Annotated in this window: 26 protein-coding genes; 6 read left to right on the top strand and 20 right to left on the bottom strand. The window is 65.4% G+C overall.

Annotation, left to right across the window (positions count from 1 at the left end; all coding sequences use genetic code 11):
• Window positions 1-5: 5 nt before the first annotated feature.
• The 3 genes from I6F31_RS13650 to I6F31_RS13640 all read right to left on the bottom strand — a co-directional run bounded on the left by I6F31_RS13650 (window position 6) and on the right by I6F31_RS13640 (window position 2,097).
• A complete protein-coding gene (locus tag I6F31_RS13650; protein WP_225124781.1) occupies window positions 6-1,133 on the bottom strand; it encodes a glycosyltransferase family 2 protein in 1,128 nt (375 codons plus the stop codon).
• Between the two features lie 240 nt (window positions 1,134-1,373).
• On the bottom strand, window positions 1,374-1,574 hold the full coding sequence (locus I6F31_RS13645; protein ID WP_036027765.1) for a hypothetical protein: 201 nt from the start codon (window positions 1,572-1,574) through the stop codon (window positions 1,374-1,376).
• Between the two features lie 142 nt (window positions 1,575-1,716).
• Entirely contained in the window at window positions 1,717-2,097 is a 381-nt protein-coding gene (locus I6F31_RS13640) for a hypothetical protein (protein ID WP_036012816.1), read from the bottom strand.
• A 98-nt stretch (window positions 2,098-2,195) separates the two neighbouring features.
• Between I6F31_RS13640 and I6F31_RS13635 the strand changes: the two genes are divergently transcribed.
• Window positions 2,196-3,032 (top strand): DUF72 domain-containing protein, encoded by an 837-nt coding sequence (locus I6F31_RS13635; RefSeq protein WP_225147536.1) that lies wholly within the window; start codon window positions 2,196-2,198, stop codon window positions 3,030-3,032.
• Window positions 3,033-3,039: 7 nt separating this feature from the next.
• Window positions 3,040-3,501, top strand: coding sequence for a DUF488 domain-containing protein (locus I6F31_RS13630; protein WP_225185537.1), 462 nt, complete (start codon window positions 3,040-3,042; stop codon window positions 3,499-3,501).
• A 131-nt stretch (window positions 3,502-3,632) separates the two neighbouring features.
• Here I6F31_RS13630 and I6F31_RS13625 read toward each other — a convergent pair whose 3' ends face one another.
• The 6 genes from I6F31_RS13625 to I6F31_RS13600 form a co-directional block, all read right to left on the bottom strand.
• Entirely contained in the window at window positions 3,633-4,547 is a 915-nt protein-coding gene (locus tag I6F31_RS13625; protein WP_225147537.1) for a PhzF family phenazine biosynthesis protein, read from the bottom strand.
• A 152-nt stretch (window positions 4,548-4,699) separates the two neighbouring features.
• Window positions 4,700-6,007 carry an adenylate/guanylate cyclase domain-containing protein gene (locus I6F31_RS13620; RefSeq protein ID WP_225132695.1) on the bottom strand — a complete coding sequence of 436 codons (1,308 nt, stop codon included), beginning with the start codon at window positions 6,005-6,007 and terminating at the stop codon, window positions 4,700-4,702.
• 29 nt (window positions 6,008-6,036) lie between these two features.
• The gene (locus I6F31_RS13615; RefSeq protein WP_036027772.1) at window positions 6,037-7,200 is read right to left on the bottom strand and encodes an ABC transporter permease; all 1,164 of its coding nucleotides are present in this window, start codon (window positions 7,198-7,200) and stop codon (window positions 6,037-6,039) included.
• Window positions 7,197-8,129 carry an ABC transporter ATP-binding protein gene (locus I6F31_RS13610; RefSeq protein WP_036027774.1) on the bottom strand — a complete coding sequence of 311 codons (933 nt, stop codon included), beginning with the start codon at window positions 8,127-8,129 and terminating at the stop codon, window positions 7,197-7,199. Before I6F31_RS13610 ends, I6F31_RS13615 begins: the two co-directional genes overlap by 4 nt.
• Window positions 8,126-8,929 (bottom strand): efflux RND transporter periplasmic adaptor subunit, encoded by an 804-nt coding sequence (locus I6F31_RS13605; RefSeq protein WP_036027776.1) that lies wholly within the window; start codon window positions 8,927-8,929, stop codon window positions 8,126-8,128. The genes I6F31_RS13610 and I6F31_RS13605 overlap by 4 nt, the downstream gene beginning before the upstream one ends.
• Window positions 8,926-9,621, bottom strand: coding sequence for a TetR/AcrR family transcriptional regulator (locus I6F31_RS13600; RefSeq protein ID WP_085969158.1), 696 nt, complete (start codon window positions 9,619-9,621; stop codon window positions 8,926-8,928). The genes I6F31_RS13605 and I6F31_RS13600 overlap by 4 nt, the downstream gene beginning before the upstream one ends.
• Window positions 9,622-9,729: 108 nt before the next feature.
• On the opposite strand from I6F31_RS13600, the gene I6F31_RS13595 reads away from it, so the two are divergent.
• The 3 genes from I6F31_RS13595 to I6F31_RS13585 are packed head-to-tail and all read left to right on the top strand — an operon-like array spanning window position 9,730 to window position 10,952.
• Complete coding sequence (locus tag I6F31_RS13595; RefSeq protein WP_036012825.1) at window positions 9,730-10,065, top strand: metalloregulator ArsR/SmtB family transcription factor; 336 nt, start codon at window positions 9,730-9,732, stop codon at window positions 10,063-10,065.
• The gene (locus I6F31_RS13590; protein ID WP_036027779.1) at window positions 10,062-10,523 is read left to right on the top strand and encodes an SRPBCC domain-containing protein; all 462 of its coding nucleotides are present in this window, start codon (window positions 10,062-10,064) and stop codon (window positions 10,521-10,523) included. Before I6F31_RS13595 ends, I6F31_RS13590 begins: the two co-directional genes overlap by 4 nt.
• 15 nt (window positions 10,524-10,538) lie before the next feature.
• Window positions 10,539-10,952, top strand: coding sequence for a GFA family protein (locus I6F31_RS13585; protein WP_036012827.1), 414 nt, complete (start codon window positions 10,539-10,541; stop codon window positions 10,950-10,952).
• 67 nt (window positions 10,953-11,019) lie between these two features.
• Here I6F31_RS13585 and adhP read toward each other — a convergent pair whose 3' ends face one another.
• From adhP to I6F31_RS13530, 11 genes are all read right to left on the bottom strand, one after another.
• Window positions 11,020-12,045, bottom strand: a complete 1,026-nt coding sequence (gene adhP / locus I6F31_RS13580) for an alcohol dehydrogenase AdhP (protein WP_036027781.1) — start codon at window positions 12,043-12,045, stop codon at window positions 11,020-11,022.
• Window positions 12,046-12,184: 139 nt separating this feature from the next.
• Complete coding sequence (locus I6F31_RS13575) at window positions 12,185-12,595, bottom strand: DUF2000 family protein (RefSeq protein WP_036012829.1); 411 nt, start codon at window positions 12,593-12,595, stop codon at window positions 12,185-12,187.
• Between the two features lie 66 nt (window positions 12,596-12,661).
• The gene (locus tag I6F31_RS13570) at window positions 12,662-13,051 is read right to left on the bottom strand and encodes a DUF4189 domain-containing protein (RefSeq protein ID WP_057029515.1); all 390 of its coding nucleotides are present in this window, start codon (window positions 13,049-13,051) and stop codon (window positions 12,662-12,664) included.
• Between the two features lie 203 nt (window positions 13,052-13,254).
• Entirely contained in the window at window positions 13,255-14,859 is a 1,605-nt protein-coding gene (locus tag I6F31_RS13565) for a molybdopterin-binding/glycosyltransferase family 2 protein (RefSeq protein ID WP_225185536.1), read from the bottom strand.
• A complete protein-coding gene (locus I6F31_RS13560; RefSeq protein WP_225185535.1) occupies window positions 14,856-15,557 on the bottom strand; it encodes an XdhC family protein in 702 nt (233 codons plus the stop codon). Before I6F31_RS13560 ends, I6F31_RS13565 begins: the two co-directional genes overlap by 4 nt.
• Window positions 15,558-15,559: 2 nt before the next feature.
• Window positions 15,560-15,883 (bottom strand): XdhC family protein, encoded by a 324-nt coding sequence (locus I6F31_RS13555; RefSeq protein WP_025037240.1) that lies wholly within the window; start codon window positions 15,881-15,883, stop codon window positions 15,560-15,562.
• 10 nt (window positions 15,884-15,893) lie between these two features.
• Window positions 15,894-17,096: a VWA domain-containing protein gene (locus tag I6F31_RS13550; RefSeq protein WP_036027787.1), complete on the bottom strand. Its 1,203-nt coding sequence runs from the start codon at window positions 17,094-17,096 to the stop codon at window positions 15,894-15,896.
• A 130-nt stretch (window positions 17,097-17,226) separates the two neighbouring features.
• Window positions 17,227-18,150: a MoxR family ATPase gene (locus I6F31_RS13545; protein WP_225185534.1), complete on the bottom strand. Its 924-nt coding sequence runs from the start codon at window positions 18,148-18,150 to the stop codon at window positions 17,227-17,229.
• Between the two features lie 62 nt (window positions 18,151-18,212).
• Window positions 18,213-19,019 carry a xanthine dehydrogenase family protein subunit M gene (locus I6F31_RS13540; RefSeq protein WP_036012847.1) on the bottom strand — a complete coding sequence of 269 codons (807 nt, stop codon included), beginning with the start codon at window positions 19,017-19,019 and terminating at the stop codon, window positions 18,213-18,215.
• Between the two features lie 27 nt (window positions 19,020-19,046).
• Window positions 19,047-19,532 carry a (2Fe-2S)-binding protein gene (locus I6F31_RS13535; protein WP_014494194.1) on the bottom strand — a complete coding sequence of 162 codons (486 nt, stop codon included), beginning with the start codon at window positions 19,530-19,532 and terminating at the stop codon, window positions 19,047-19,049.
• Between the two features lie 149 nt (window positions 19,533-19,681).
• Window positions 19,682-20,128 carry a carbon monoxide dehydrogenase subunit G gene (locus I6F31_RS13530; RefSeq protein WP_036043583.1) on the bottom strand — a complete coding sequence of 149 codons (447 nt, stop codon included), beginning with the start codon at window positions 20,126-20,128 and terminating at the stop codon, window positions 19,682-19,684.
• A gap of 172 nt (window positions 20,129-20,300) precedes the next feature.
• Between I6F31_RS13530 and I6F31_RS13525 the strand changes: the two genes are divergently transcribed.
• Window positions 20,301-21,656, top strand: coding sequence for a 3-carboxy-cis,cis-muconate cycloisomerase (locus tag I6F31_RS13525; protein ID WP_225175034.1), 1,356 nt, complete (start codon window positions 20,301-20,303; stop codon window positions 21,654-21,656).

Here is a 21,656-nt window from a genome sequence, read left to right as displayed (position 1 = left end):
ACGCGCTATTTCTTGCGCCAGACGAACAGTCCGGACATCGCGTAGTTCCACACCACGCCCATCAACGCGCCGGCCAGGCCGGCCAGCCACCAGATCGGCTCCTGGTCGTAGACCGAGAAGGCGACGCCGACATTGGCGAGCAGGCCGACGCTGCACACGATGTAGAAGGCGATCAGGCCGCGCAGCAGCGCAAAGCCCTTCAGCCGCTGGTCGCGATAGGTGAGGAAATTGTTGAGGATGAAATTACTGGTCATGGCGACGATGGCGCCGGCGGCCTGCGCCTCCGGGAACGGCACGTTGAACAGGCGAAGCGCGATGAACAGCGTGGTCAGGTGCACCACGAGGCCGATGCCGCCAACCATCGCGAACAGGATGAAGCGCAGCGAGACGATGTCGTTGGTCAGCTTGGCGAAGACGAGACCAAGGAAGTCGAGCGCGACCATGGAATCGAGCTTGCTCTCGCCGTGCTGGCGGGCGCCGAAGGTGTAGGGAATCTCGACCGCCCGCAAGCTGCCATGCGCGGTCGCGACGATGTCGAGCAGGATCTTGAAGCCGTGCACGGAGAGTTTTGGCGCGAGCTGCTCGAAGCGGTCGCGGCGGATCATGAAGAAGCCGCTCATGGGGTCGGCAATCTCGACCCGCAGCATCTTCTTGGCGACCTCGGTCGCGAGCGCGCTGGCGCCAGCGCGCTGCCTGTTGAAGCCTTCGCTCTTGTAGCCCTCGATGTAGCGGCTGCCGACGACGAGGTCGGCCTGATCGCTCGCGAGCAAGAGCAGCATCTTGGGCAGCTGGGTCTCGTCATGCTGGAGGTCGGCATCGATCACGGCCACATAGGGCGCGCTGGAGGCAAGGATGCCCTCGATGCAGGCGCCCGACAGGCCGCGGCGGCCGATGCGGCGGACGCAGCGCACGCGGCTGTCGCGCTGCGCCAGCTCACGCACGACATCCCAGGTGCCGTCGGGCGAATTGTCGTCGACGAACACGACTTCCCAGACGACGTTGGCGAGCGTCGCCTCGAGGCGCCGGTACAGCACGGTGACGTTGTCGCGCTCGTTGAAAGTTGGGACGATGACCGACAGTTCCGGCCCCTCGTGGGCTTGGTTGTCGATGCCCGGTCTGATCGCTTCGTTCATGACGGCAGCGTATATCCGCCGCATCCTGCGCTGCCAAGCCGGGGGTCTGGGGAAGGGCCGAAAAGGGGCCTAAAATGCCAACGACCCCGGAACGGCGGGCCGCGCGTACATCCGGCGCAAGCCTTAAGCTATTCCAAGGTCGTTCCAGCGACGGAGGTCTTTACGCTCAACGTCGCCGTTAGAAGCTAGATGGGAATGGCAAAAGCGTTCCGCAAGGGGCGGAAATCCGATTTTCAAACCCTATTGGTTGGGCACTTCCCGGATGACCGGCCCGCGCGGCGCGGGCGCGACCGGGGCTGCGGGTGCCGCCGCCGCCGGCTCGGCCTTCGCCGGCTTGGGCGGCTTGCCGTACTGGCCGATCGGCCCGAACACGACGGCAACCGCAAGGACGACCGCCGCGACGATCGCCCCCAGAATGCCACCCACCGACTCAGACGACATGCAAGTTCCTGCTCCAGACGGGCTCACTGATACCATGGATGAGCGCGCGACTGGAAGGCCCAGGGCGAATAGCGAATAGCGAATCGCGAATGGCGAATGAGCATGGCCTGCCTTGTCGCCCTATTCGCCATTCGCCACTCCCCTACTTCTGGGGCGGCCGGTGCTTGACGAAGGCCATCACGATGTCCTTCTGCGCCGCCTCCACCGCTCTGTTCGCGGTGGCGAGATGAGCGCCGGCATCGATATCAGGATATTGCGTGGTGAGATAATCGAGCAGCGTCACCCGGTAATATTGCCGCTCCGATGGACAGGCTCCCGCAACCGAGCGGCCGAAATCCTGCTCCGACAGGCCCTGATTGGACTCGCGCGAATATTCCCGCGCGAGGCAATGCCAATAGTCGTCGCGGCCCTGCTGAGCGAGCTTCTGCGCGCCCTTCGTGTCGTCGTCATCCGCCACGGCAGAACTTGTCATGGCAGCAGATGTCATCATGACGAGTGCGCCCCCCACCAGCAGCATCCGCATCTTGTTCTCCTTCTTCGCGGGCCCGTCGCGAGCTTAGACCGGACCGGCCAACTGGCCAATCACATCTGGTTTGATTAGGATGAGATCCCTCCCCGTCGATGCGAGATCCTCCCGTGGCCAAAGCAAAAACTGCGTCCAAAAAATCCGGCAACATCTTCATCGGTATCGGCGGCTGGACCTTCGAGCCCTGGCGCGGCGTGTTCTATCCGGAGAAGCTGGCGCAGGCGAAGGAGCTGTCCTATGCCGCCTCGAAGCTGACCTCGATCGAGATCAACGGCACCTATTACGGCTCGCAGAAGCCGGAGAGCTTTCGCAAATGGGCGAGCGAGGTGCCTGACGGTTTCGTGTTCTCGGTGAAGGGACCGCGCTTCGCGACCAACCGCCGCGTGCTCGCCGAGGCCGGTGATTCCGTCAAGCGGTTCTACGATTCCGGCGTGCTGGAACTCGGCGATCATCTCGGGCCGGTGCTGTGGCAGTTTGCGCCGACGAAGAAGTTCGATGGCGCCGATTTCGGCAAGTTCCTGGAGCTGTTGCCGCGCAAGCTCGAGGGGCGCGCGCTGCGCCATGTCGTGGAAGTGCGCCATGACAGCTTCTGCACGCCGGACTTCGTGGCGCTGATCCGCGAGTTCGAGACGCCCGTGGTTTTCGCCGAGCACGGCAAATATCCCGCCATCGCAGATGTCGCCGGCGATTTCGTCTATGCGCGGCTGCAGAAGGGCGATGACGAGATCAAGACCTGCTATCCGCCAAAGCAGCTCGATGCCTGGGCCGAGCGCTTCCAAGCCTGGGCTTCCGGCGGCGAACCTGACGACCTTCCGAAGGTCGACAAGGCCAAGCCAAAAAAGGAGCCGCGCGACGTGTTCGCTTACGTCATCCACGAGGGCAAGGTGCGCGCACCGCACGGCGCCATGGAACTGATCGCACGGGTGAGTTGAGGGTCCCATGGCAAAGGCGAAGAAGCTCTTCACCATCGGCTATGAGCAGACGCCGCCGAAGGCCGTGCTGGACGAGCTGGAACAGGCCGGCGTCAAGCTCGTGGTCGACGTGCGCGCGGTGACGTCGTCGCGTCGGCCGGGCTTTTCCAAGAGGCAGCTTTCGGCGGGCCTCGACGAGCGCGGCATCGGCTATGTCCATCTCGCCGCGCTCGGCACGCCGAAGGAAGGCCGCCTCGCCGCCCGTAGCGGTCAATACGACGTGCTGGAGAAGATCTTCTCCAAGCACCTGAAGACGCCGCAGGCGAGGGAAGAGATGGACGAGCTTTCTGCGCTGGTGAAAAAGGCCGGCCCGGTGTGCCTGCTCTGCTACGAGCGCGACCACACCCACTGCCACCGCCAGATGATCGCGGAGATCATCGAGGAGCGCGATGGGGTTGCGGTAAAGAATTTGGCGGGGCGGCAGGTGTAGTTGTCGCCGTCATTCCGGGGCGCGTAGCGCGAGCTAGGGTGCGCAATTGCGCACCTGAGAATCCATTCCTCCACCAACACTGCGGCTAGATGGATTCCGGGTTCGCGCTACGCGCGCCCCGGAATGACAAGTTACCCCTCCCCCGCCAGCCGGAACGTCCCCTCCATCATCTGCACGCAAGCGCCGCCGACGTGAGCGGATACAATTTTGCCGTCCTGCTTGCGTACGCGGGTCGAGAGGATGCTTGGACGACCCATGTCAAAACCCTGGCCGAGTGTGAGCTTGAGCTCGCCGTCGCTCGCGGGATCGAGATCGGCGAACAGCGCGGCGGCGGCAACCGTGGCGCTGCCGGTGGCGGGATCCTCGACGAGGCCGCTGGCACCGCGCATGAACATGCGCGCCTGTCGCTCGCAAGGCGCCTCCGCCGCCGGCACATCGCGCGTATAGAACCACACCGAGCGGGCACCGTCGCGCGGCAAGACCTTGCCAAAGGCCGCAGCATCGGGCCGGGCCCGCTTCAGCGCCTCACGCGAATGCAGCTCCATCACCAGAAACGCGTTTCCGACGGTGACGACCTGTGGCTCGTGATTGTCGGTCTTGATGTCGTCGGCAACGAGCGAGATGCAGCTCGCGGCTTCCGCTGTCGACAGCGTTGAGAGCCGCTGCAGCGGCTGCGGCGCGGTGAGCTCGGTTCTGATCACCCTGCCCTGCTCTCGCACGATCTCGACCGGAACCAATCCGGCCTTCTCCTCGAACAGCAGGCGTGGCTTCGGCTCCTTCGCCATCGAGGCCAGCACGAAGGCGGTGCCGACATTGGGATGGCCCGCAAAGGCGATCTCCTGCACCGGCGTGAAGATGCGCACCTCGGCGTCGTTGGCCCTGTCGCGCGGCGGCAGCACGAAAGTGGTCTCGGAATAATTGAACTCGGTCGCGATCGCCTGCATCTGCTGCGTCGTCAGCCCGCCGGCATCGAGCACCACAGCGAGCTGGTTGCCGCCGAAGGCGCGGTCGGTGAACACGTCGACGGTGATGTAGCGGCGCTGCATCGTCACTTCCCCATGCAAGTCGCGGCCGCGACCGGCCGCATCGCGCAGCACTCTACAAGCCGAAAACATCGCTCGTCATGCCCCAAAATTGAGTGCAATCGGAGCAATCGCTTGCATGAAAGAGAACTGCGCGCACCGATGTGTGATGCACATTACCCCAGCTGAAACACCGGTACTTTCTGCTCGTAGCCGCGCACTTCGACCTCGCCGAGCGCGACGGCATCGCTGCCGTCGGCTCCCAGCGCCTCGCGCACGGACGCCGAGATCAAGAGCTGCGAGCCGAAATCCTTGTTCAGCGCCTCGAGCCGCGAGGCGAAGTTCACGGTATCGCCGATGACCGTGTATTCCTTGCGCCGGGGCGAGCCGATATTGCCGGCGACGACCTCGCCGAAATGGATGCCAATGCCGATCCGCAGCGGCCAGCTGCTCTCAGCGTTGATGCGGTCCATGGCCCTCAGCATCTCGCGGCCGGCGGCGACCGCGCGGTGCGCGGCATCGGATGCTTCCAGCGGCGCGCCGAACAGCGCGAGGAAACCGTCACCGAGAAACTTGTTCACGATGCCGCCCTGGCGGTCGAGAATGTCGACCAGGACGGCGAAGGCGCCGTCGAGCCGGTCGACCACCTCCTGCGGACTGCGCGACTGCGCACCGGCCGTGAAGCCGCGGAAATCGACGAACATCACCGCGACACGGCGGACGTCGCCGCTAGCGCCCGTTCCCGCCGTCATCAGCCGCTCCACCACCTGCGGCGAGACGTGCTGGCCGAACAGATTGGTGACCCGGTCACGCGCGGTGGCGGCCGCGATGCTCGCGGCGAACTGCCGGCGCAATTGCGCGCCGACGGCGCCGGCGAGCACGCCGCAGATCAGGATGATGGCGCTGCGCACCGCGTGAAAATAGAGCTGGGGCTCGCCGACGCTGCTCGAGGGATCGTAGACCCGTGCGACCACGAACAGCTCGGCAGCAGCGACGAAGCCGGTGAAGGTCGAGAGCCAGAAATCGAGCCGCAGCGTCGAGAGGATGACGAAAATGAAATACATCAGCGGCACGGCGAAGCCGAGGGCCTGGGTCGCGCCCATGGACCGGATCTGCAGGATGAGGATCACGGTTGGCAGCGACGTCTCGATCAGCGTGCCGATATAGCGCCTGGCCACCGGCACGTCGCGGTCGAGGCGGAGGTTCTTCCTGATCTGGGTGTGGACCCAGGCCTCGAACAAAATGAACCCGACGAGCAGGCCGTAGACTTCGGCGAGCCCTTCGGTGCCGCGCCAGACCCGGTTCACCACGGCGGGGTCGATCAGATAGATTGCGGTGAGGAACAGCGTCATGACGCAGCCGGTCGCAATCAGCGCCCGGACCCGCAACAGCTCGGTGCGCAGCACCTCCCGCGTCAGCTCGCGCTCGAAGTCCTCCGACAAGACGGCATGCTGCCGCGCTTTCCTGCTCGCAAACTTGGCCATCCCGCCCCTCGATTCCGGGGTATTGTGCCTCAATCCAGCGTGCGGCGGAAGCGCGTCACCGCGACGGTCATGGCGAGCAGCATCAGGGCCGCCAGTGCCAGCGTATCGAAGCGCAAATTCTCCATGGTCGCGCCCTTCAGCATGATGGCGCGGACGATCCGCAAATAATGGGTCAGCGGCAGGCATTCGCCGAGATATTGCGCCCAGGCCGGCATGCCTGCGAACGGGAACATGAAGCCGGAGAGCAGAATGCTCGGCAGGAAGAACATCATCGACATCTGCATGGCCTGGAGCTGGTTCTGAACCAGCGTCGAGATGGTGTAGCCGACCGCCAGATTGGTGGTGATGAACAGCGTCGACAGCAGCGCCAGCAGGACGAGATTGCCGAGCACGGGCACGCCGAACAGGCCGACACCGATGCTGATGATCAGGAAGGCCTGGACGAAGCCGACCAGCACGTAGGGCACGATCTTGCCGAACATCACCTCGATCGGCTTGATCGGCATCGACAACAGGCTCTCCATGGTGCCGCGTTCGACCTCGCGCGTGACCGAGAGCGCGGTGAAGATCAGCATGGTCATGGTGAGGATGGTGCCGACGAGGCCTGGCACGATATTGAGGCTGGAATTCGCGGCCGGATTGTAGCGGGCGTGGGCGCGGATCTCGAACGGCATCTCCGGGGGCTCGCCGATATAGAGATCGTGCGCGAGCGCGGTCTGCACGATCATGCCGAGCGAGCCGAGCGCAGCGCTTGCGGCGACCGGATCGGTGGCGTCGGCCGCGACCAGCAGCGCCGGCCTGTCGCCGCGCCGCACCGCCCGCTCGAAGCCGCGCGGGATCTCGACCCCGAACAGCACCTTGCCGGACTTCAAGAGGTTGTCGAAATCGTCGACGTCGTGAACCTCGTAGAGGAAGCGGAAATATTTGGTGTTCTCCAGCGCCTTCAGCACCGAGCGGGCGAGATCGGAATCCTCCTGGAGCAGCACCGCGCTCGGCAGATGACGCGGCGTGGTGTTGATGGCATAGCCGAACAGCATCAGCTGCATCACCGGCAGCATCACGATCATCGCGAACGAGACGCGGTCGCGCCTCAGCTGGATGAACTCCTTGACCAGCATCGCGTAGGAGCGCCGCAGGAAACCGAAACGCTCGCGGATTTCGCGCCGTGGTTCGGGATGTTCTACCGCGCTCATTGGAAATTGTCCTTGGAGCGTCCCATCAGCTCGATGAACACGTCTTCGAGCGAGGGCTTGGACTTCTGCCAGTGCAGGCCGCCTCTCTCGCGCCAGGGCGCGATGCTGGCTTCGAGCGCCGGGACGTCGCGGCCGGAAACATGCAGCGAGGTGCCGAACGGCGCCACCATGTCGATGCCGGGCTTGCCCGTGAGCGCCGCGCCAAGCTCGTTCAGGTCGTCGCCCGTGACGGTGTAGGTCGTCAGCGCGGATTTCGCGATGACCTCCTCCACCGTGCCGTGCGCCAGCAGATAGCCGTATGCGATGTAGGCGATCTCGTGGCAGCGCTCGGCCTCGTCCATGTAATGGGTCGAGACCAGCACCGTGAGGCCCTCGGCGGCCAGCGCATGGATCTCGTTCCAGAAATCGCGCCGCGCCTTGGGATCGACGCCGGCGGTCGGCTCGTCCAGCAGCAACAATTGTGGATTGGGCAGCGTGCAGGCCCCGAGCGCCAGCCGCTGCTTCCAGCCGCCCGAGAGCTCGCCGGCGAGCTGCTCCTCCCGCCCCGAGAGCCCGAGCCGCTTGATCATGTCGCGCGCGGCGCCGCGCGCGTCAGCGAGGCCATAGAGCCGCGCCACGAATTCGAGGTTCTCGCGCACCGAGAGGTCCTGGTACAGGCTGAAGCGCTGGGTCATGTAGCCGACCTGGCGCTTGATCTTCTCGGCATCGCGGCGGATGTCGTAGCCGAGGCAGGTGCCCTCGCCGCTGTCGGGCGTCAGCAGGCCGCAGAGGATGCGGATGGTGGTGGTCTTGCCCGAGCCGTTGGGACCGAGGAAGCCGTAGATCGAGCCGCGCTTCACCTGCATCGACAGATCGTGCACGACCTCGCGGCCGCCGAATGACTTGGTCAGGCCCTTGACGTCGATTGCGATGCCGTTGCCGTTGCTCATCGCTTGTCCGCCACCGGTGTCTTGGTCTCAGGAGTTTTGGGATTGAGGTGGATGTCGATCGGCTGTCCGACGCGCAAGGCATCGGGCCGCGAGGGTCGCGCCTGGATCAGATAGACCAGCTTGTTGCGCTCTTCGAGGCTGTAGATGACGGGCGGCGTGTATTCGGCCGAGGTCGCGATGAAGTAGATCTTCGCGGTGAGGTCGGCGGCGCAATTGTCACAGGAGACACGCACCGTGTCGCCAATCGCGAGCTTCGGCAGCTCGGTCTCCGGCACGAAGAAGCGCAGCTTCATGTTGCCGGGCGGCATGATCGAGAGCACCGGCCGCTGCGCCGCCACCATCTCGCCTTCGCGGAAATAGATCTGCTGGATGGTGCCGGCGACTGGCGCAAAGCCCTTGCGCCGCGCCATCCGCGTCTCCGAGGTCGCCACCCGCGCCTCCGCGACGCGCAAGGCGGACACGGCGGAATCGAGATTGGCCTGCGTGCCCGAACCGGTCTTGTTTAGCGACGCCGCACGGTCATAGGTCTGCTGCGCATTCGCAAGCGTCGCCTTCTGCTGGTTGAGGTCGGCAAGCTGGAGATCGTCATCGACGGAATAGAGGTGATCGCCGACCTTGACCTCGTCGCCTTCGCGGACATTGAGCTTGGTGACGCGCCCGGCTTCGTCCGGACTGACGAAGATCATGTCGGCCTCGACCCAGCCCTGGAAGCCGGGATCGCGCTTCTCCTTGCACCCGGCAAGCCCGGTTGCGAGCACAAGGACCAATGCCAAGAAAGAAATCACTTGCGACGACCTCATGTCGTCCTCCGTTCGCCAAAAATCAAATCGAGATGAACGCGCAGCATCTCCTGCGCGTCGAGCGGCGCATGCCGCGCAAACAGGCTCTGCCAGATCACGGCGATCATCGCGGGCGCGACCAGGATCTGTGGATAGCGCGCGAGGTCCTTCTGCCGGATCTCGCCGCGGGCGATGCCGAGCTCGATCAGCGCGCGCATGGCAGTGATCCCGCGCGAGACCACCTCGCGGTAGTAGAAGTCGGCGACGGACGGAAAGCGCGGCCCCTCCGCCACGATCAGACGCACCAGATCGCCCCGTCTCGTGCCGATCACCTCCTTCAGGAAGTTGCCGGCGAACGTCTCGATGAGGTCGCGCACCGAGCCTGCCGGCGGCGGCAGCGTGGTCAGCCGTGCGACCACGGGAACGATGACGATGCGCACCAGCTCCTCGAACATCGATTCCTTGTCCTTGAAGTGCAGGTAGATCGTGCCCTTGGCGACGCCGGCGCGCTTGGCGATGTCGTCGAGCCTGGTGGCGGCAAAGCCGCGCGCGATGAACTCCTCCATCGCCGCCTCTACGATCGCCGCACGCCGCTCCGCCGCACGCGAGGCGCGGTTCGAGGCAGGCGCTGCATCGGGGCCAGCAGTCCCAGGGTCGTTCGCTCCGGTGGGAGCGGCGGAGGGCAAGGCGGCTTTGGTCGGCTTCTTCGTCATTCGATATATATGACTGACTGGTCAGTCATAGTCAAGAGCGCGCGGGGGCGGCGACTGTCCAGACGGATTAGTGTTGACTAATGCATTAGTATCCGCTAATTTGATGGCATGATCGAAGCCACCCCAAACCCCGTCACCACCGTGATGCGCGCCCTTGCCGATCCGACCCGCCGCGCCGTGTTCGAGCGTGTGTTCGAGAGCAAAGAGATCAGCGTCGCCGAGCTGACGCGCGGCAGCGGCGTCACGCAAGGAGCCGTCTCGCAACACCTGAAATCGTTGAAGCAAGCGGGCCTCGTCGCCGAGCGCGCCGAGGGCCGCAACGTCTATTACCGCGCCGCGCCGCAGGGACTCGAGCCGCTGGTCACCTGGATGGACCATTACGGCGTCTTCTGGCGCGAGCGTTTCCGGAACCTGCGTGACCTCTTGAAGGAGATCGACCCGTGAGTGCTGCCGCGTTGAAAGCCGACACAAGAGACATCGTCATCGACGAGGTCTTCCCTCACACAGCCCAGACGATCTGGAAGGCGCTGACCAGCGGACAGCTGATCGGGCGCTGGCTGATGCAGCCGACCGGCTTCGAAGCCGTCGAAGGCAAGGCCTTCACCTTCCAGACCACCCCGGGGGGCAACTGGGACGGCGTGATCCATTGCCGGGTTCTGGAGGTCGTGGCTTTCAGCCGCCTCGTCTACGCCTGGAAAGGCGGCGACGAGCGCAACACCGGCTATGGCGCCCCGCTCGACACCGTCGTGACCTGGTCCCTCACCCCGGTCGAAGCCGGCACGCGGATCCGCCTCGTGCATGCGGGCTTCGTCCTGCCCAGGAACGAGTCGGCCTACACGGTGATGAGCGGCGGCTGGAAGAAGGTCGTTCGCAAGCTCGACGAGATCAGCGGCGAAGGTTGAGTGGGAGATATTGCGATGGAGAAGCCCTATACCGGCGGCTGCGCCTGCGGCGCGATCCGCTATTCGATTGAAGGGGAGCCCCTCTTCAGCAATCACTGCCAATGCCGCGACTGCCAGCGGGAAAGCGGCAGCGGCCATGGCTCGTACGCGACCTTCGCGCGCGCCGGCGTCACGCTGACGGGCGATGCCAGGCACTGGGACATGGTCGCCGACAACGGCAAGGTGAAGACCCGCGGCTTCTGCACACAATGCGGCGTAGCTGTCTACATGACCTTCGCGGCGCAGCCTGACGTGTTCACGATCCGGGCGGCAAGCCTCGACGAGCCCGCCCGTTACAGGCCGCAGGCGGTGACCTTCGCCGCGCGCGGCCATGAGTGGGATCCTCTCGACCCTGGCCTGGTGAAGTTCGACGGCATGCCGCCAGGGTAAAGCGCCAGATTCTTGTTTTGACGCGTTTTCTTAACGCGAACCGGTGTCCACTTCGCTCGAAAACGCTTTAGCCAAAATCCAGCACCATGCGACCGTCGATCTTGCCGGCCCTCATCCGGTCGAAGACGTCGTTGATCGCTGCGAGCGGCACCTTGGTCACCTCGGCCTTGACCTTGCCGTCGGCGGCGAACGCGATGGCTTCGTCGAGGTCACGCCTCGTGCCGACGATGGAGCCGCGCACGGTGATGCGCTTGAGCACGACGTCGAAGATCGGTGTCGGGAATTCGCCCGGCGGCAGGCCGACGAGGCTGACAGTGCCCTTGCGACGCACCATCTTGAGCGCCTGAGCGAATGCAGCAGTCGACACCGCCGTCACCAGCACGCCATGCGCGCCTCCCCCACTCGCCGTCAGCACCTTCTCCACTGCACCATCCGCCAGCGCGTTGACCGCGAGATCGGCACCGGTTTCACGCGCCAGCTCCAACTTGTCCTCGGCGATATCAACCGCGGCGACCTTCAGCCCCATCGCCTTGGCGTATTGGATCGCGACATGGCCGAGCCCGCCGATTCCGGAGATCACGACCCACTCGCCGGGCTTGGCCTCGGTTTCCTTCAATCCCTTGTAGGTGGTGACCCCAGCGCAGAGGATCGGCGCGATGGCCGCGAAATCGATCGTCGCCGGCAGCTTGGCGGCGAACGCGGCCGAAGCGATGACATATTCGGCAAAGCCGCCGTTGACGCTGTAGCCGGTGTTGTGCTGGTGCTCGCACAGCGTCTCCCAGCCGGTCTCGCAATATTCGCACGACATGCAGGCGTCGTGCAGCCATGCGACGCCGACGGCATCGCCGACTTTCAGATTCTTCACGCCGGGCCCGAGCGCGGCGACGATGCCGGCGGCTTCATGGCCGGGGATGAAGGGCGGCACCGGCTTCACCGGCCAGTCGCCGGAGGCGGCGTGCAGATCGGTGTGACAGACGCCGCAGGCCTTGACCTTGACCAGAACCTCGCCCGGACCGGGCTGCGGCACCGGCACGTCCTCGATCACCAGCGGCTTGCCGAATTGCTTGACGATTGCGGCTTTCATGGTCGGCATCGGTCTGCTCCTTGTGCTTTGTGAAGCAGAATAGCGACGCCGCCTGGCGCACCCTTGAGGAGAGTCAAAAAGCACAATGTTTGCGCAATGGCGGGTCCATCATGACACCCCGATGACGCCGCGCGGTGCTCTCGATCTGTCAGCTATGGAACTTGAGACCGTCGACGATCTTGTCGATCACCTTCCGCTCGGCGCGCATCGCAATGCCGACGAGATTGAGGTCGCTACGCGCAACCGCCCTCACCGCCTCGCGGTTGGCGCCATCATGTGTCGTCTTGAACATGTCTTCGGTATAGACCGCCGCCTTGACGTTGCGGGCGAGCGCGCGGTCCAGCGCGCGCGACAGCGCCGGACCGTCGGCGCCATAGATCAGGATCGGTTGGCCGATCAGTGCATGATACTTCGTGCCCGAGGCGTCCTCATAGGCTTCGCCGATGCATTCCGGAAAGGCCGCGGCGATGCCGCTGGTGAGGAAGGAGGCTACGTTCAGCTTCTGCCAGGCCTGAAGATCGGTACGGATCACGACCGCGATCTTGGTGTCGAACTGCATGTATGCCTTCCACTGTCATTCCCTAGGCGATGCTACGCAACGCCCGATCACGACAGCAAGAGAAAATCACCCCTTGGCGTCACAGGCCCAGGCGCGGATCACGCATTCCTTGCCGCCGTATTTGTAGCATTCGCGCGTAGCGGCGTTGAGCGAGGCGGAAATATTCGGCTTGACGGCATAGCCGTAGGCGCCGCAGGGATTGGTCATATCGACCGACATCGCAGCGCAGGCGCGCTTCATCGTCATGGTGGTGCAATCGCCCTTGCACTGCTTCTGCGCGGCGGCGCGGGCCTCGTCCTCGTGGCCATAATCATAGGCCTGGCCATAAGCGCCGCACTTGCCGACCGCGAAAGCGCCGGCGGCCTGGGCTTCTGTCATATGGCGCGCGCCGGATGCAAAAACGGACAGCGCAAGGAAAAACATCGCGCAACGGCGCGCGACGACGTTCGAAGCCATGGAAAAACCCCTCCCCCCAAGGCAGGTGGCGGCAACTCTAAGCGGCGGTCGTTTCCAGATGGTGAACGGGTGGTTGAAATCGGCAGGCTTGGAGGATGCCGTAGTCCCGTAGGGCGGATTAGCGAAGCGTAATCCGCCTCTTTTGTTTCCGCGGAGAAACACAGCGGCGGATTACGCCTTCGGCTAATCCGCCCTACGAACCTTCAGCCCCGCCGTGCCGCCTCCAGCGCCTGCGGCGTGTCGATGTCGAGGAAGGCGCTCTCGCCGTCCACGGGCACTTCGGCGACCGCCTCGGTGTGCTTGGCGATCAGATGCCGCGCGCCGATGTCGCCGTCGAGCGTCATCAACTCCTTGAAGAAGCGGCGCGACCACAGCACCGGGTTGCCGCGGCGGCCCTCGCTGACGGGAACGACGATGAGATTGCCGCGGTCGGGCGCGAAACTGTCGATCAGGCTGTCGATCAGGCCGGCGTCGATCAGCGGCATGTCGCCGAGACACACGACGGCGCCATCGCAGGTCTCGGGAACGGCGACGATGCCGGCCTTCACCGAACTGGCGATGCCGCCGGCGAAGTCCGGATTGCGGACGAATGTCACCTTCAGGCCTTGTAGCGCCTGCTCGACGAGCTCGGCCTGATGGCCGGTGACGACGATCACCTCGGATGCCCTAGAGGCCAGCGCCTGCTCGGTCGCGAGGCGCACCAGCTTCTTGCCGTCGAGCTCGGCGAGCAGCTTGTTCGGCCCGCCCATCCGGGTCGAGCGGCCCGCCGCGAGCACGATGGCCGCGACCTGGCTGTTGCCCTCGGTCTCCGGCTTGGCGCGCGGCTGCGGCCGCGTCACGATCTCCATCAAGAGGCCGCCGACGCCCATGCCCATCAGCTCGGAGCGGGTCACCTTGATGCCGGCGAGAAGCCGCATCAAGACCCAGTCAAAACCGTTCTCGACCGGCGAGCGCGCGCAGCCCGGCGCGCCCAGCACCGGCACCTCCTCGGCGCGGGCGATCAGCAGGAGATTTCCGGGGTCGACCGGCATGCCGAAATGCTCGATCTCGCCGCCGATTCCGGTGACGGCCGCCGGAATCACGTCGCGGCGGTCAGCGATCGCGGATGCACCGAACACGATCACGAGCTCGGCGCCGAGGCCGAGCAATTCCTTGATCGCGGCCGACAGCGCCTGCTCCTCGTGCGGGACCCGGCGCTCGGCGATGATGCTGGCGCCGGCTGGCGCCAGCCGTTCGGCAGTGACGCGCAGCGTCTTGTCGATCACCTTGGTGGACAGGCCCGGCAGCAGCGTCGAGACCACGCCGACGCGCTTGATCACGTAAGGCGCGACCTTCAGCACGTCCTTGCCCGCCGCCTTCACCGCGGCATCGCGCAAACTCGCCTCGACGCCGAACGGGATGATCTTGACGGTTCCGACCATCTCGCCCTCGACCACCGGCTTGTAGGCGGCGAGCGTGGCAAAGGTGATGGCTTCGTCGATGTTGTTGATGCGGTCGACCGCGGCGCGATCGATCACCAGCACGCCCGCTCGCGCGGCGAACAGATTGGCACGGCCGGTGAAAGCGCGCTCGACATGGATGCCCTCGCCGCCGATGGCGAGCGCGATGCTGGCGGCGGCAACGTCCTCGGAGACGTCGCCCGCCTCCATGCGCACCACGACGATGTCCTTGATGCCGGCGCGCTCCAGCGCCTCGACCTCGGCAGGTCCGATCGTCGTGCCCTTCTTCAGCACCAGCGATCCCTGGCGCAGGGTGTGGACGGTCACCCCGCCAATTGCATCCTTGGGGCTCGCCGGGCCGAACTTCATGCCGCTTCTTCTTTTTCCTTGGGAGGCAGCCGAAGCACGGCCGTGATCTCGGCCATGATCGCCACCGCGATCTCGGACGGCGAGACCGCGCCGATCGCTAGCCCGATGGGCGCGTGGATGCGCGCGATGTCGCTTTCCTTGGCGCCCTGCGCCCGCAGCCGGTCGCCGCGCTTGGCATGCGTCTTCCGCGAGCCGAGCGCGCCGATGTAGAAGCAATTGCGCTCGAAGGCGTGCAGCAGCGCGGGATCGTCGATCTTGGGATCGTGAGTCACCGCGACGAAGGCGGTGTAGGCATCGACGTTGAGCGGCGGCAGCGCCGTGTCGGGCCATTCGGCGATGAGTGGAATGTCGGGAAAGCGCTCGGGGCTCGCAAAGGCCGTTCGGGGATCAACGACGGTGACGTCATAACCGAGCGAGCGCGCCAGCGGCGCCAGCGCTTGGCTGATATGGACCGCGCCGATGATGACGAGCTTTGCCGTCGGCGCGTAGACGTTGAGGAACAGCTTCTTGCCGCCGGCCTCGACACTGGCGCTCTTGCCCATGCGAAGCTGCTTCTCCAGCTCGGCCCGCAGCGGATCCTTGGCAAAATCCTTCGCCTTCACCAGCCGCTGGTCCCCACTCTCGGTGTCGGTCACCAGGATGACCGGCCGGCGCGCGGCGCGCTCGGCATTGAGCTCGTGCAGGATGTCGAGCTTCACGGCTAGCCGACCTTCTCGACGAAGACGCGGATGGTGCCGCCGCAGGACAGCCCGACGTTCCAGGCGGTCTCGTCGGCGACGCCGAACTCCAGCATCTTCGGCTTGCCGCTCTGGATCACATCCATGGCCTCGGTCACCACCGCGCCCTCGACGCAGCCGCCGGAGACCGACCCTAGGAACGTGCCCTCGTCGTTGATGACGAGGCTCGAGCCCGCCGGGCGCGGCGCCGAGCCCCAGGTTTCGACGACCGTCGCCAGCGCAACGCCACGACCGGCCTTCTGCCAGTCCTCCGCCGCCTTCAGGATGTCCTCGTCGCGATCGAGCATGGCTGGCCTCTCAAGCTGCGGAGCGGATCAGGCTGCGGTGATGCGGCGGCAGCGGCTGGGAGAGCGTCGTGATCAGCTCCTGGATCGAACTCAAATTATGCACGGGCCGGAATTCGTCAACGTGGGGCAGCATCATTTTGATGCCCTGCGCCTTGGCCTCGAAGCCGCCAAACCGCAGCAGCGGGTTCAGCCAGATCAGCCGCCGGCAGGACCGGTGCAGCCGGTCCATCTCGAAGGCGAGCTTGGAATCGGCCTCCCGTTCCAGCCCGTCGGAGATCAGGAGCACGATGGCGCCCTGGCTCAGCACCCGCCGTGCCCACAATTTGTTGAAGTTGTGCAACGAGGCCGAGATGCGGGTGCCGCCGGCCCAGTCCTCGACCGAGGCCGAGCAGCTCGCCAGCGCCTCGTCCGGGTCGCGCTGGCGGAGCGCGCGGCTCACATTGGTGAGGCGTGTGCCGAACAGGAATACCGAGACGCGCTTGCGCGCATCCGTGATGGCATGCAGGAAATGCAGGAACAGGCGGGTGTACTCGCTCATCGAGCCCGAGATGTCGAGCAGCGCCACGATCGGCGCCGGCTTCTCGATCCGTCCGAGGCGATGGATGTCGATGATGTCGCCACCGGTGCGCAAGGAGGCGCGCAACGTCCGGCGGAGGTCGAGGCGCAGGCCGCGCGCATCGGGCCGGCGCCGGCGCGTCAAGAGCTCGGCCTGCGGCAACCTCATCCGCTCGATGGCACGGAGCGCCTCGGCGATCTCCGCCGCGCTCATCTGCGCAAAATCCTTCTTCTGCAGGATCTCCTTGTCGGAGACCGACAGGCGCAGATCCTGCTCCTGGTGCTGCGGCGTCTCGGTCATGCGAGGCTGCGCCATCGCCTCCTGGACGCGGCGGGCGCCGGCCTGGGGCTTCTTCTTGGCCTCGTCCGGCAGCGGCACCGAATCCAGCATGTGCTTCCATTCTTCCGAGGCGCGGAAGAACAGGTTGAAAGCCTGCTTGAAGATCAGCGCATGCTCATGGCGCTTGACGAAGATCGCCTCCAGCGTGGTGAAGACGTCGGATCGGCTGCCGATGTCGATCACCTGCAGCGCGCTCATGGCATCGATGACAGCGCCCGGCCCGACCGGCAGGCCGGCCGCACGCAGCGCGCGTGCGAAGCCCACGATGTTGTCGGCGAATTGCTCGGTCTTTTCGGGAGCAAGGTGGTTGATGGCCATTGGTTCAGCACCCTCGGTCGTCATTCCGGGGCGATGCGCAGCATCGAGCCCGGAATCCATTCATCCACCAACTCTGCGGCCCGATGGATTCCGGGTTCGCGCTAACGCGCGCCCCGGAATGACGTGAAGATCAATTCTCGCTCGTCGCGTCCTTCAGCACCTTCTGCAGCGTGTCGCCCTGCATCCGGGTGATGTCGTCCTGGTACTTGAGCAGCGCGCCCAGCGTGTCGCCGACCACTTGCGGGGTCAGCGAGCGGGCATCGAGCTCCGACAGCGCGGTAGCCCAGTCGATGGTCTCGGCAACGCCCGGCGACTTGTAGAAGTCCTGGTTGCGCAGCGCCTGCACGAAACGCACGACCTGCTGCGACAGCTTGGCGGAGATGCCGGGTACACGTGTCTTGACGATCGCGAGCTCGCGCTCGGCGGCGGGATAATCGACCCAGTGATAGAGGCAGCGCCGTTTCAGCGCGTCGTGGATCTCGCGGGTGCGGTTGGAGGTGATGATGACGATCGGCGGGTGCGGCGCCTTCACGGTGCCGAATTCGGGGATGGTCACCTGGAAGTCACTGAGGATCTCGAGCAGGTAGGCTTCGAACGCCTCGTCGGCACGGTCGAGCTCGTCGATCAGCAGCACCGGCGGACCGGCGACATCAAGCTCCAGCGCCTGGAGCAGCGGCCGCTTGATCATGTAGCGGTCGGCGAAGATATCGCTCGAAAGCTGATCGCGATCAGTGTCGCCCGCGGCTTCCGCCATCCGGATCGCGATCATCTGCGACGCGCTGTTCCACTCATACACCGCGGAGGAGACGTCGAGGCCTTCATAGCACTGCAGGCGGATCAGCTTCCGCCCCAGCGCCGCCGAGAGCACCTTAGCGATCTCGGTCTTGCCGACGCCGGCCTCACCTTCCAGGAACAGCGGTCGGCCCATACGCAGCGACAGATACGTCACCGTCGCCAGCGAGCGCTCAGCGAGATAGCCGCGCGACGTCAGGAGTTCGAGCATCGCATCGACCGATGCCGGCAAAGCACCGGAAGAAGTAGCCGCTGAAGTCATGAAAAAGCCAGTCTCGCTTCGCCCTCACCGGGGACAGGTCTGGACCGAGGAATGAGGTCAGCTCATTCCTTGGCATTGGCGGCATCGACGGCGCGCCGCGTCAGCACGCCGATGAGATGCGCGCGGTATTCGGCGCTGCCGTGGATGTCGCTGTTGAGGCCTTCGGCCGGTACCGCGATGCCCTCCAGCGCCTTCGAGGCGAAGCGCTTCTTCAAGGCTTCCTCGAATGCGGTGACGCGGAACACGCCTTCGGAGCCCGCACCGGTGACGGCAACGCGCACGTCCGAAGGACGCCGCGCCACGAACACCCCGACAAGCGCATAGCGCGAGGCCTGGTTGCGGAACTTGACATAGGCGGCCTTCTTCGGCAGCGGGAACATCACCTTGGTGATGATCTCATCCGCTTCGAGCGCGGTCGTGAACAGGCCCTGGAAGAACTCTTCCGCCTTGAGGCGGCGCTTGTTGGTGACGATGGTGGCCCCGAGCGCGAGCACCGCGGCCGGATAATCGGCAGTCGGATCGTTGTTGGCGAGCGAGCCGCCGATCGTGCCCTTGTGACGCACGGCGGGATCGCCAATGCCGCCGGCAAGGTTCGCCAGCGCCGGAATGGCTTCACCGACGATGGCGGAGGTCGCGACCTCGGCATGCTTGGCGGTGGCGCCGATCACGAGCGAGCGGCCCTTCATCTCGATCGCATTGAGCCCCTCGATGTGGGAGAGGTCGACCAGATGCGGGGGACTGGCGAGGCGCTGCTTCATGACGGGAATCAGCGTGTGGCCGCCGGCGATCACCTTGGCGTCCTCGTTCTTCACCAGGAGGTTGGCCGCCTGGCGAACGGTCCCAGGGCGATGATATTTGAATTCGTACATCTGTATGTCCTGATCGCGGGAGGCGCGTTACGCGAGGTCGGATTTGGCCATCGCCTTCGCGCCGGCGGAGATCGAGGCGACGATGTTCTGGTAGCCCGTGCAGCGGCAGAGATTACCTTCGAGCTCCTCGCGAATGGTGTGGTCGTCGAGCTCGTGGCCCTTGCGGTGCACGATGTCGATCGCAGTCATGATCATGCCGGGCGTGCAGAAGCCGCACTGCAGGCCATGGTGCTCGCGGAAGGCCTCCTGCATCGGATGCAGCGGCGCGCCGTCCGCAGCCAGCCCCTCGATCGTCTTGACCTCGTGGCCATCGGCCATCACCGCAAGCGTGGTGCAGGACTTCACGGCCTTGCCGTCGAGATGCACGACGCAGGCGCCGCACTGCGAGGTGTCGCAGCCGACATGGGTGCCGGTCAGCCGCAGATTCTCGCGCAGGAATTGCACCAGGAGCGTGCGGGGATCGACATTGGCGGTGACTGGATTGCCGTTCACGATGAGGGAGATTTTTGCCATAAGCACTCTCTGTCAGCACCCCGACGGGTCCCGTCGAAGCGGTTCTTATAATTATTCCAACCCATCATATGGGCCATTATGCCCCGGGGCAACATCGCCCCGGGCGCAAGGCGCCATGCCGAAGGCGCTACCCTAAAGGTATTGGACCTTCAGCCCTGTACGGCCTTGGCGAAGTTCGCGAAAAACTCATCGGCAAGCTTCTTGGCGGCGCCGTTGATGAGGCGCTGGCCGAGCTGCGCCAACTTGCCGCCGATCTGCGCCTCGACGTCGTAGGAGAGCAGCGTGCCGCCGTCCTTCTCGGCGAGCTTGACGGTCGCGCCGCCCTTGGCGAATCCGGCCACCCCGCCCTCGCCCTCACCGGAGATCTTGTAGCCGTTCGGCGGGTCGAGATCGGACAGCGTGACCTTGCCCTTGAAGCGCGCCGACACCGGCCCGACCTTCATCTTCGCCGTCGCGCGGAAGCCGCCGTCGTCGGTCTTCTCCAGCTCCTCGCAGCCGGGGATGCAGGCCTTCAGCACCTCGGGATCGTTGAGCTTGGCCCACACGGCCTCGCGCGGCGCTGCAAGCTGGACTTCGCCGTTCATCGTCATGGCCATGAGGGTGCCTCCCGGATCGCGTAACTATAGTGCTGATCAAGTAACGCAGCGGCGCGGCAAAGAAAAGGCCGGCGCCCGGTCACGTGCAATGCATATTCGCAACTGCAAAATGACGTGTGCGGGCGGTGGGGGATTGGCACGGCCGGGCCATGATGATTAGGTCGCGCGCAACATGAGCACATCCATCTCCCCCCTGCTCGCACCGATGCTGTCGAGCGCCGCCATGCGCGTGGTCTGCGACGATCGGTCGACCTTGCAGAACATGCTCGATTTCGAGGCAGCCTTGGCACGGGCCGAGGCGGCCAGTGCGGTGATTCCCGCATCCGCCGTCGGACCGATCGAGGCGGCGTGCAAGGCCGATGGCTTCGACATGGCCGCACTGGCCGAGGCCGCGACGCGGTCGGGCAATCTCGCGATTCCCCTGGTCAAGATGCTAACCGTCAATGTCGGCAAGAATGACGCGGAGGCCGCGCGCTACGTGCATTGGGGCGCGACCAGCCAGGACGTCATCGACACCGCGACCATGCTGATGCTGCGCGCCGGCATCGCGGCGCTGGATGCCGACCTCAGCCGTGCCATCAAGGGCTTTGCCGCGATGGCGCGCAGCCATCGCAACACCGCGATGGTGGCGCGGACCTGGCTCCAGCATGCGCTGCCGATGCCGTTCGGGCTGAAGGCCGCCGAATACGCCTCGAGCCTTGCCCGCGCCCGCTGCCGCCTGCGGCGGCTCTCCCGCGAGGGCCTCGCGCTGCAATTCGGTGGCGCTGCCGGCACGCTCGCTGCGCTCGGCGACAAGGGGCTCGCGGTGGCCGAACGGCTGGCGCAGGAGCTCGACCTGCCGCTGCCCGAGGCGCCCTGGCATACCCATCGCGACCGCATCGCCGAGGCCGCATCCTGCTTCGCCATTCTCGCCGGCAGCTGCGGCAAGATCGCGCGCGACGTCTCGCTGCTGATGCAGACCGACGTCGCCGAAGCATTCGAGCCAGCCGGCGAAGGCCGCGGCGGCTCCTCGACCATGCCGCACAAGCGCAACCCGGTCGCCGCCGCAAGCGCGCTGGGCGCTTCCACCATGGCCCCGCAGCTCGCCGCGACGATCTTCGCCGCCCAGGTGCAGGACCACGAACGCAGCGCCGGCCCCTGGCACGCCGAATGGCCGACGCTGCCGCAATTGATGCTGGTCACATCAGGCGCGTTGGCTGCCGTCGTCGACATCGCCGAGGGTCTCGAGGTCGATGCGGCGCGCATGCGCAGCAATCTCGATGCGACGCATGGCTTGATCATGGCCGAGGCCGTCACCTTCGCGCTCGCCGAAGCCATCGGCAAGAGCAACGCGCATCATCTCGTCGAGGCCGCGAGCAAGCGTGCCGTCGCCGAGAAGAAGCATCTGCGCGAGGTGCTGTCGGCCGATTCGCAAGTCATCGCGCACCTTTCGCCGGAAAAAATTGCGGCATTGTTCGAGCCGATGGCCTATCAAGGGGCCTCACAGGCGCTGATCGACCGGCTGCTCGACAACCTCGATCAAGATTAA

Origin of the sequence: Bradyrhizobium sp. NBAIM01, assembly GCF_020194115.1 — a bacterium.
Classification (GTDB): domain Bacteria; phylum Pseudomonadota; class Alphaproteobacteria; order Rhizobiales; family Xanthobacteraceae; genus Bradyrhizobium; species Bradyrhizobium yuanmingense.
The sequence above is the reverse complement of the archived record's forward strand: the minus strand, read 5'-3'. Positions and strand labels throughout refer to the sequence as shown.

Coding starts and splice junctions, on each gene's coding strand:
- I6F31_RS13650 (WP_225124781.1), bottom strand. CDS start 1,133: ATGAACGAAGCGATCAGACCGGGCATCGACAACCAAGCCCACGAGGGG.
- I6F31_RS13645 (WP_036027765.1), bottom strand. CDS start 1,574: ATGTCGTCTGAGTCGGTGGGTGGCATTCTGGGGGCGATCGTCGCGGCG.
- I6F31_RS13640 (WP_036012816.1), bottom strand. CDS start 2,097: ATGCGGATGCTGCTGGTGGGGGGCGCACTCGTCATGATGACATCTGCT.
- I6F31_RS13635 (WP_225147536.1), top strand. CDS start 2,196: ATGCGAGATCCTCCCGTGGCCAAAGCAAAAACTGCGTCCAAAAAATCC.
- I6F31_RS13630 (WP_225185537.1), top strand. CDS start 3,040: ATGGCAAAGGCGAAGAAGCTCTTCACCATCGGCTATGAGCAGACGCCG.
- I6F31_RS13625 (WP_225147537.1), bottom strand. CDS start 4,547: ATGCAGCGCCGCTACATCACCGTCGACGTGTTCACCGACCGCGCCTTC.
- I6F31_RS13620 (WP_225132695.1), bottom strand. CDS start 6,007: ATGGCCAAGTTTGCGAGCAGGAAAGCGCGGCAGCATGCCGTCTTGTCG.
- I6F31_RS13615 (WP_036027772.1), bottom strand. CDS start 7,200: ATGAGCGCGGTAGAACATCCCGAACCACGGCGCGAAATCCGCGAGCGT.
- I6F31_RS13610 (WP_036027774.1), bottom strand. CDS start 8,129: ATGAGCAACGGCAACGGCATCGCAATCGACGTCAAGGGCCTGACCAAG.
- I6F31_RS13605 (WP_036027776.1), bottom strand. CDS start 8,929: ATGAGGTCGTCGCAAGTGATTTCTTTCTTGGCATTGGTCCTTGTGCTC.
- I6F31_RS13600 (WP_085969158.1), bottom strand. CDS start 9,621: ATGACGAAGAAGCCGACCAAAGCCGCCTTGCCCTCCGCCGCTCCCACC.
- I6F31_RS13595 (WP_036012825.1), top strand. CDS start 9,730: ATGATCGAAGCCACCCCAAACCCCGTCACCACCGTGATGCGCGCCCTT.
- I6F31_RS13585 (WP_036012827.1), top strand. CDS start 10,539: ATGGAGAAGCCCTATACCGGCGGCTGCGCCTGCGGCGCGATCCGCTAT.
- adhP (WP_036027781.1), bottom strand. CDS start 12,045: ATGCCGACCATGAAAGCCGCAATCGTCAAGCAATTCGGCAAGCCGCTG.
- I6F31_RS13575 (WP_036012829.1), bottom strand. CDS start 12,595: ATGCAGTTCGACACCAAGATCGCGGTCGTGATCCGTACCGATCTTCAG.
- I6F31_RS13570 (WP_057029515.1), bottom strand. CDS start 13,051: ATGGCTTCGAACGTCGTCGCGCGCCGTTGCGCGATGTTTTTCCTTGCG.
- I6F31_RS13565 (WP_225185536.1), bottom strand. CDS start 14,859: ATGAAGTTCGGCCCGGCGAGCCCCAAGGATGCAATTGGCGGGGTGACC.
- I6F31_RS13555 (WP_025037240.1), bottom strand. CDS start 15,883: ATGCTCGATCGCGACGAGGACATCCTGAAGGCGGCGGAGGACTGGCAG.
- I6F31_RS13550 (WP_036027787.1), bottom strand. CDS start 17,096: ATGGCCATCAACCACCTTGCTCCCGAAAAGACCGAGCAATTCGCCGAC.
- I6F31_RS13545 (WP_225185534.1), bottom strand. CDS start 18,150: ATGACTTCAGCGGCTACTTCTTCCGGTGCTTTGCCGGCATCGGTCGAT.
- I6F31_RS13540 (WP_036012847.1), bottom strand. CDS start 19,019: ATGTACGAATTCAAATATCATCGCCCTGGGACCGTTCGCCAGGCGGCC.
- I6F31_RS13535 (WP_014494194.1), bottom strand. CDS start 19,532: ATGGCAAAAATCTCCCTCATCGTGAACGGCAATCCAGTCACCGCCAAT.
- I6F31_RS13530 (WP_036043583.1), bottom strand. CDS start 20,128: ATGGCCATGACGATGAACGGCGAAGTCCAGCTTGCAGCGCCGCGCGAG.
- I6F31_RS13525 (WP_225175034.1), top strand. CDS start 20,301: ATGAGCACATCCATCTCCCCCCTGCTCGCACCGATGCTGTCGAGCGCC.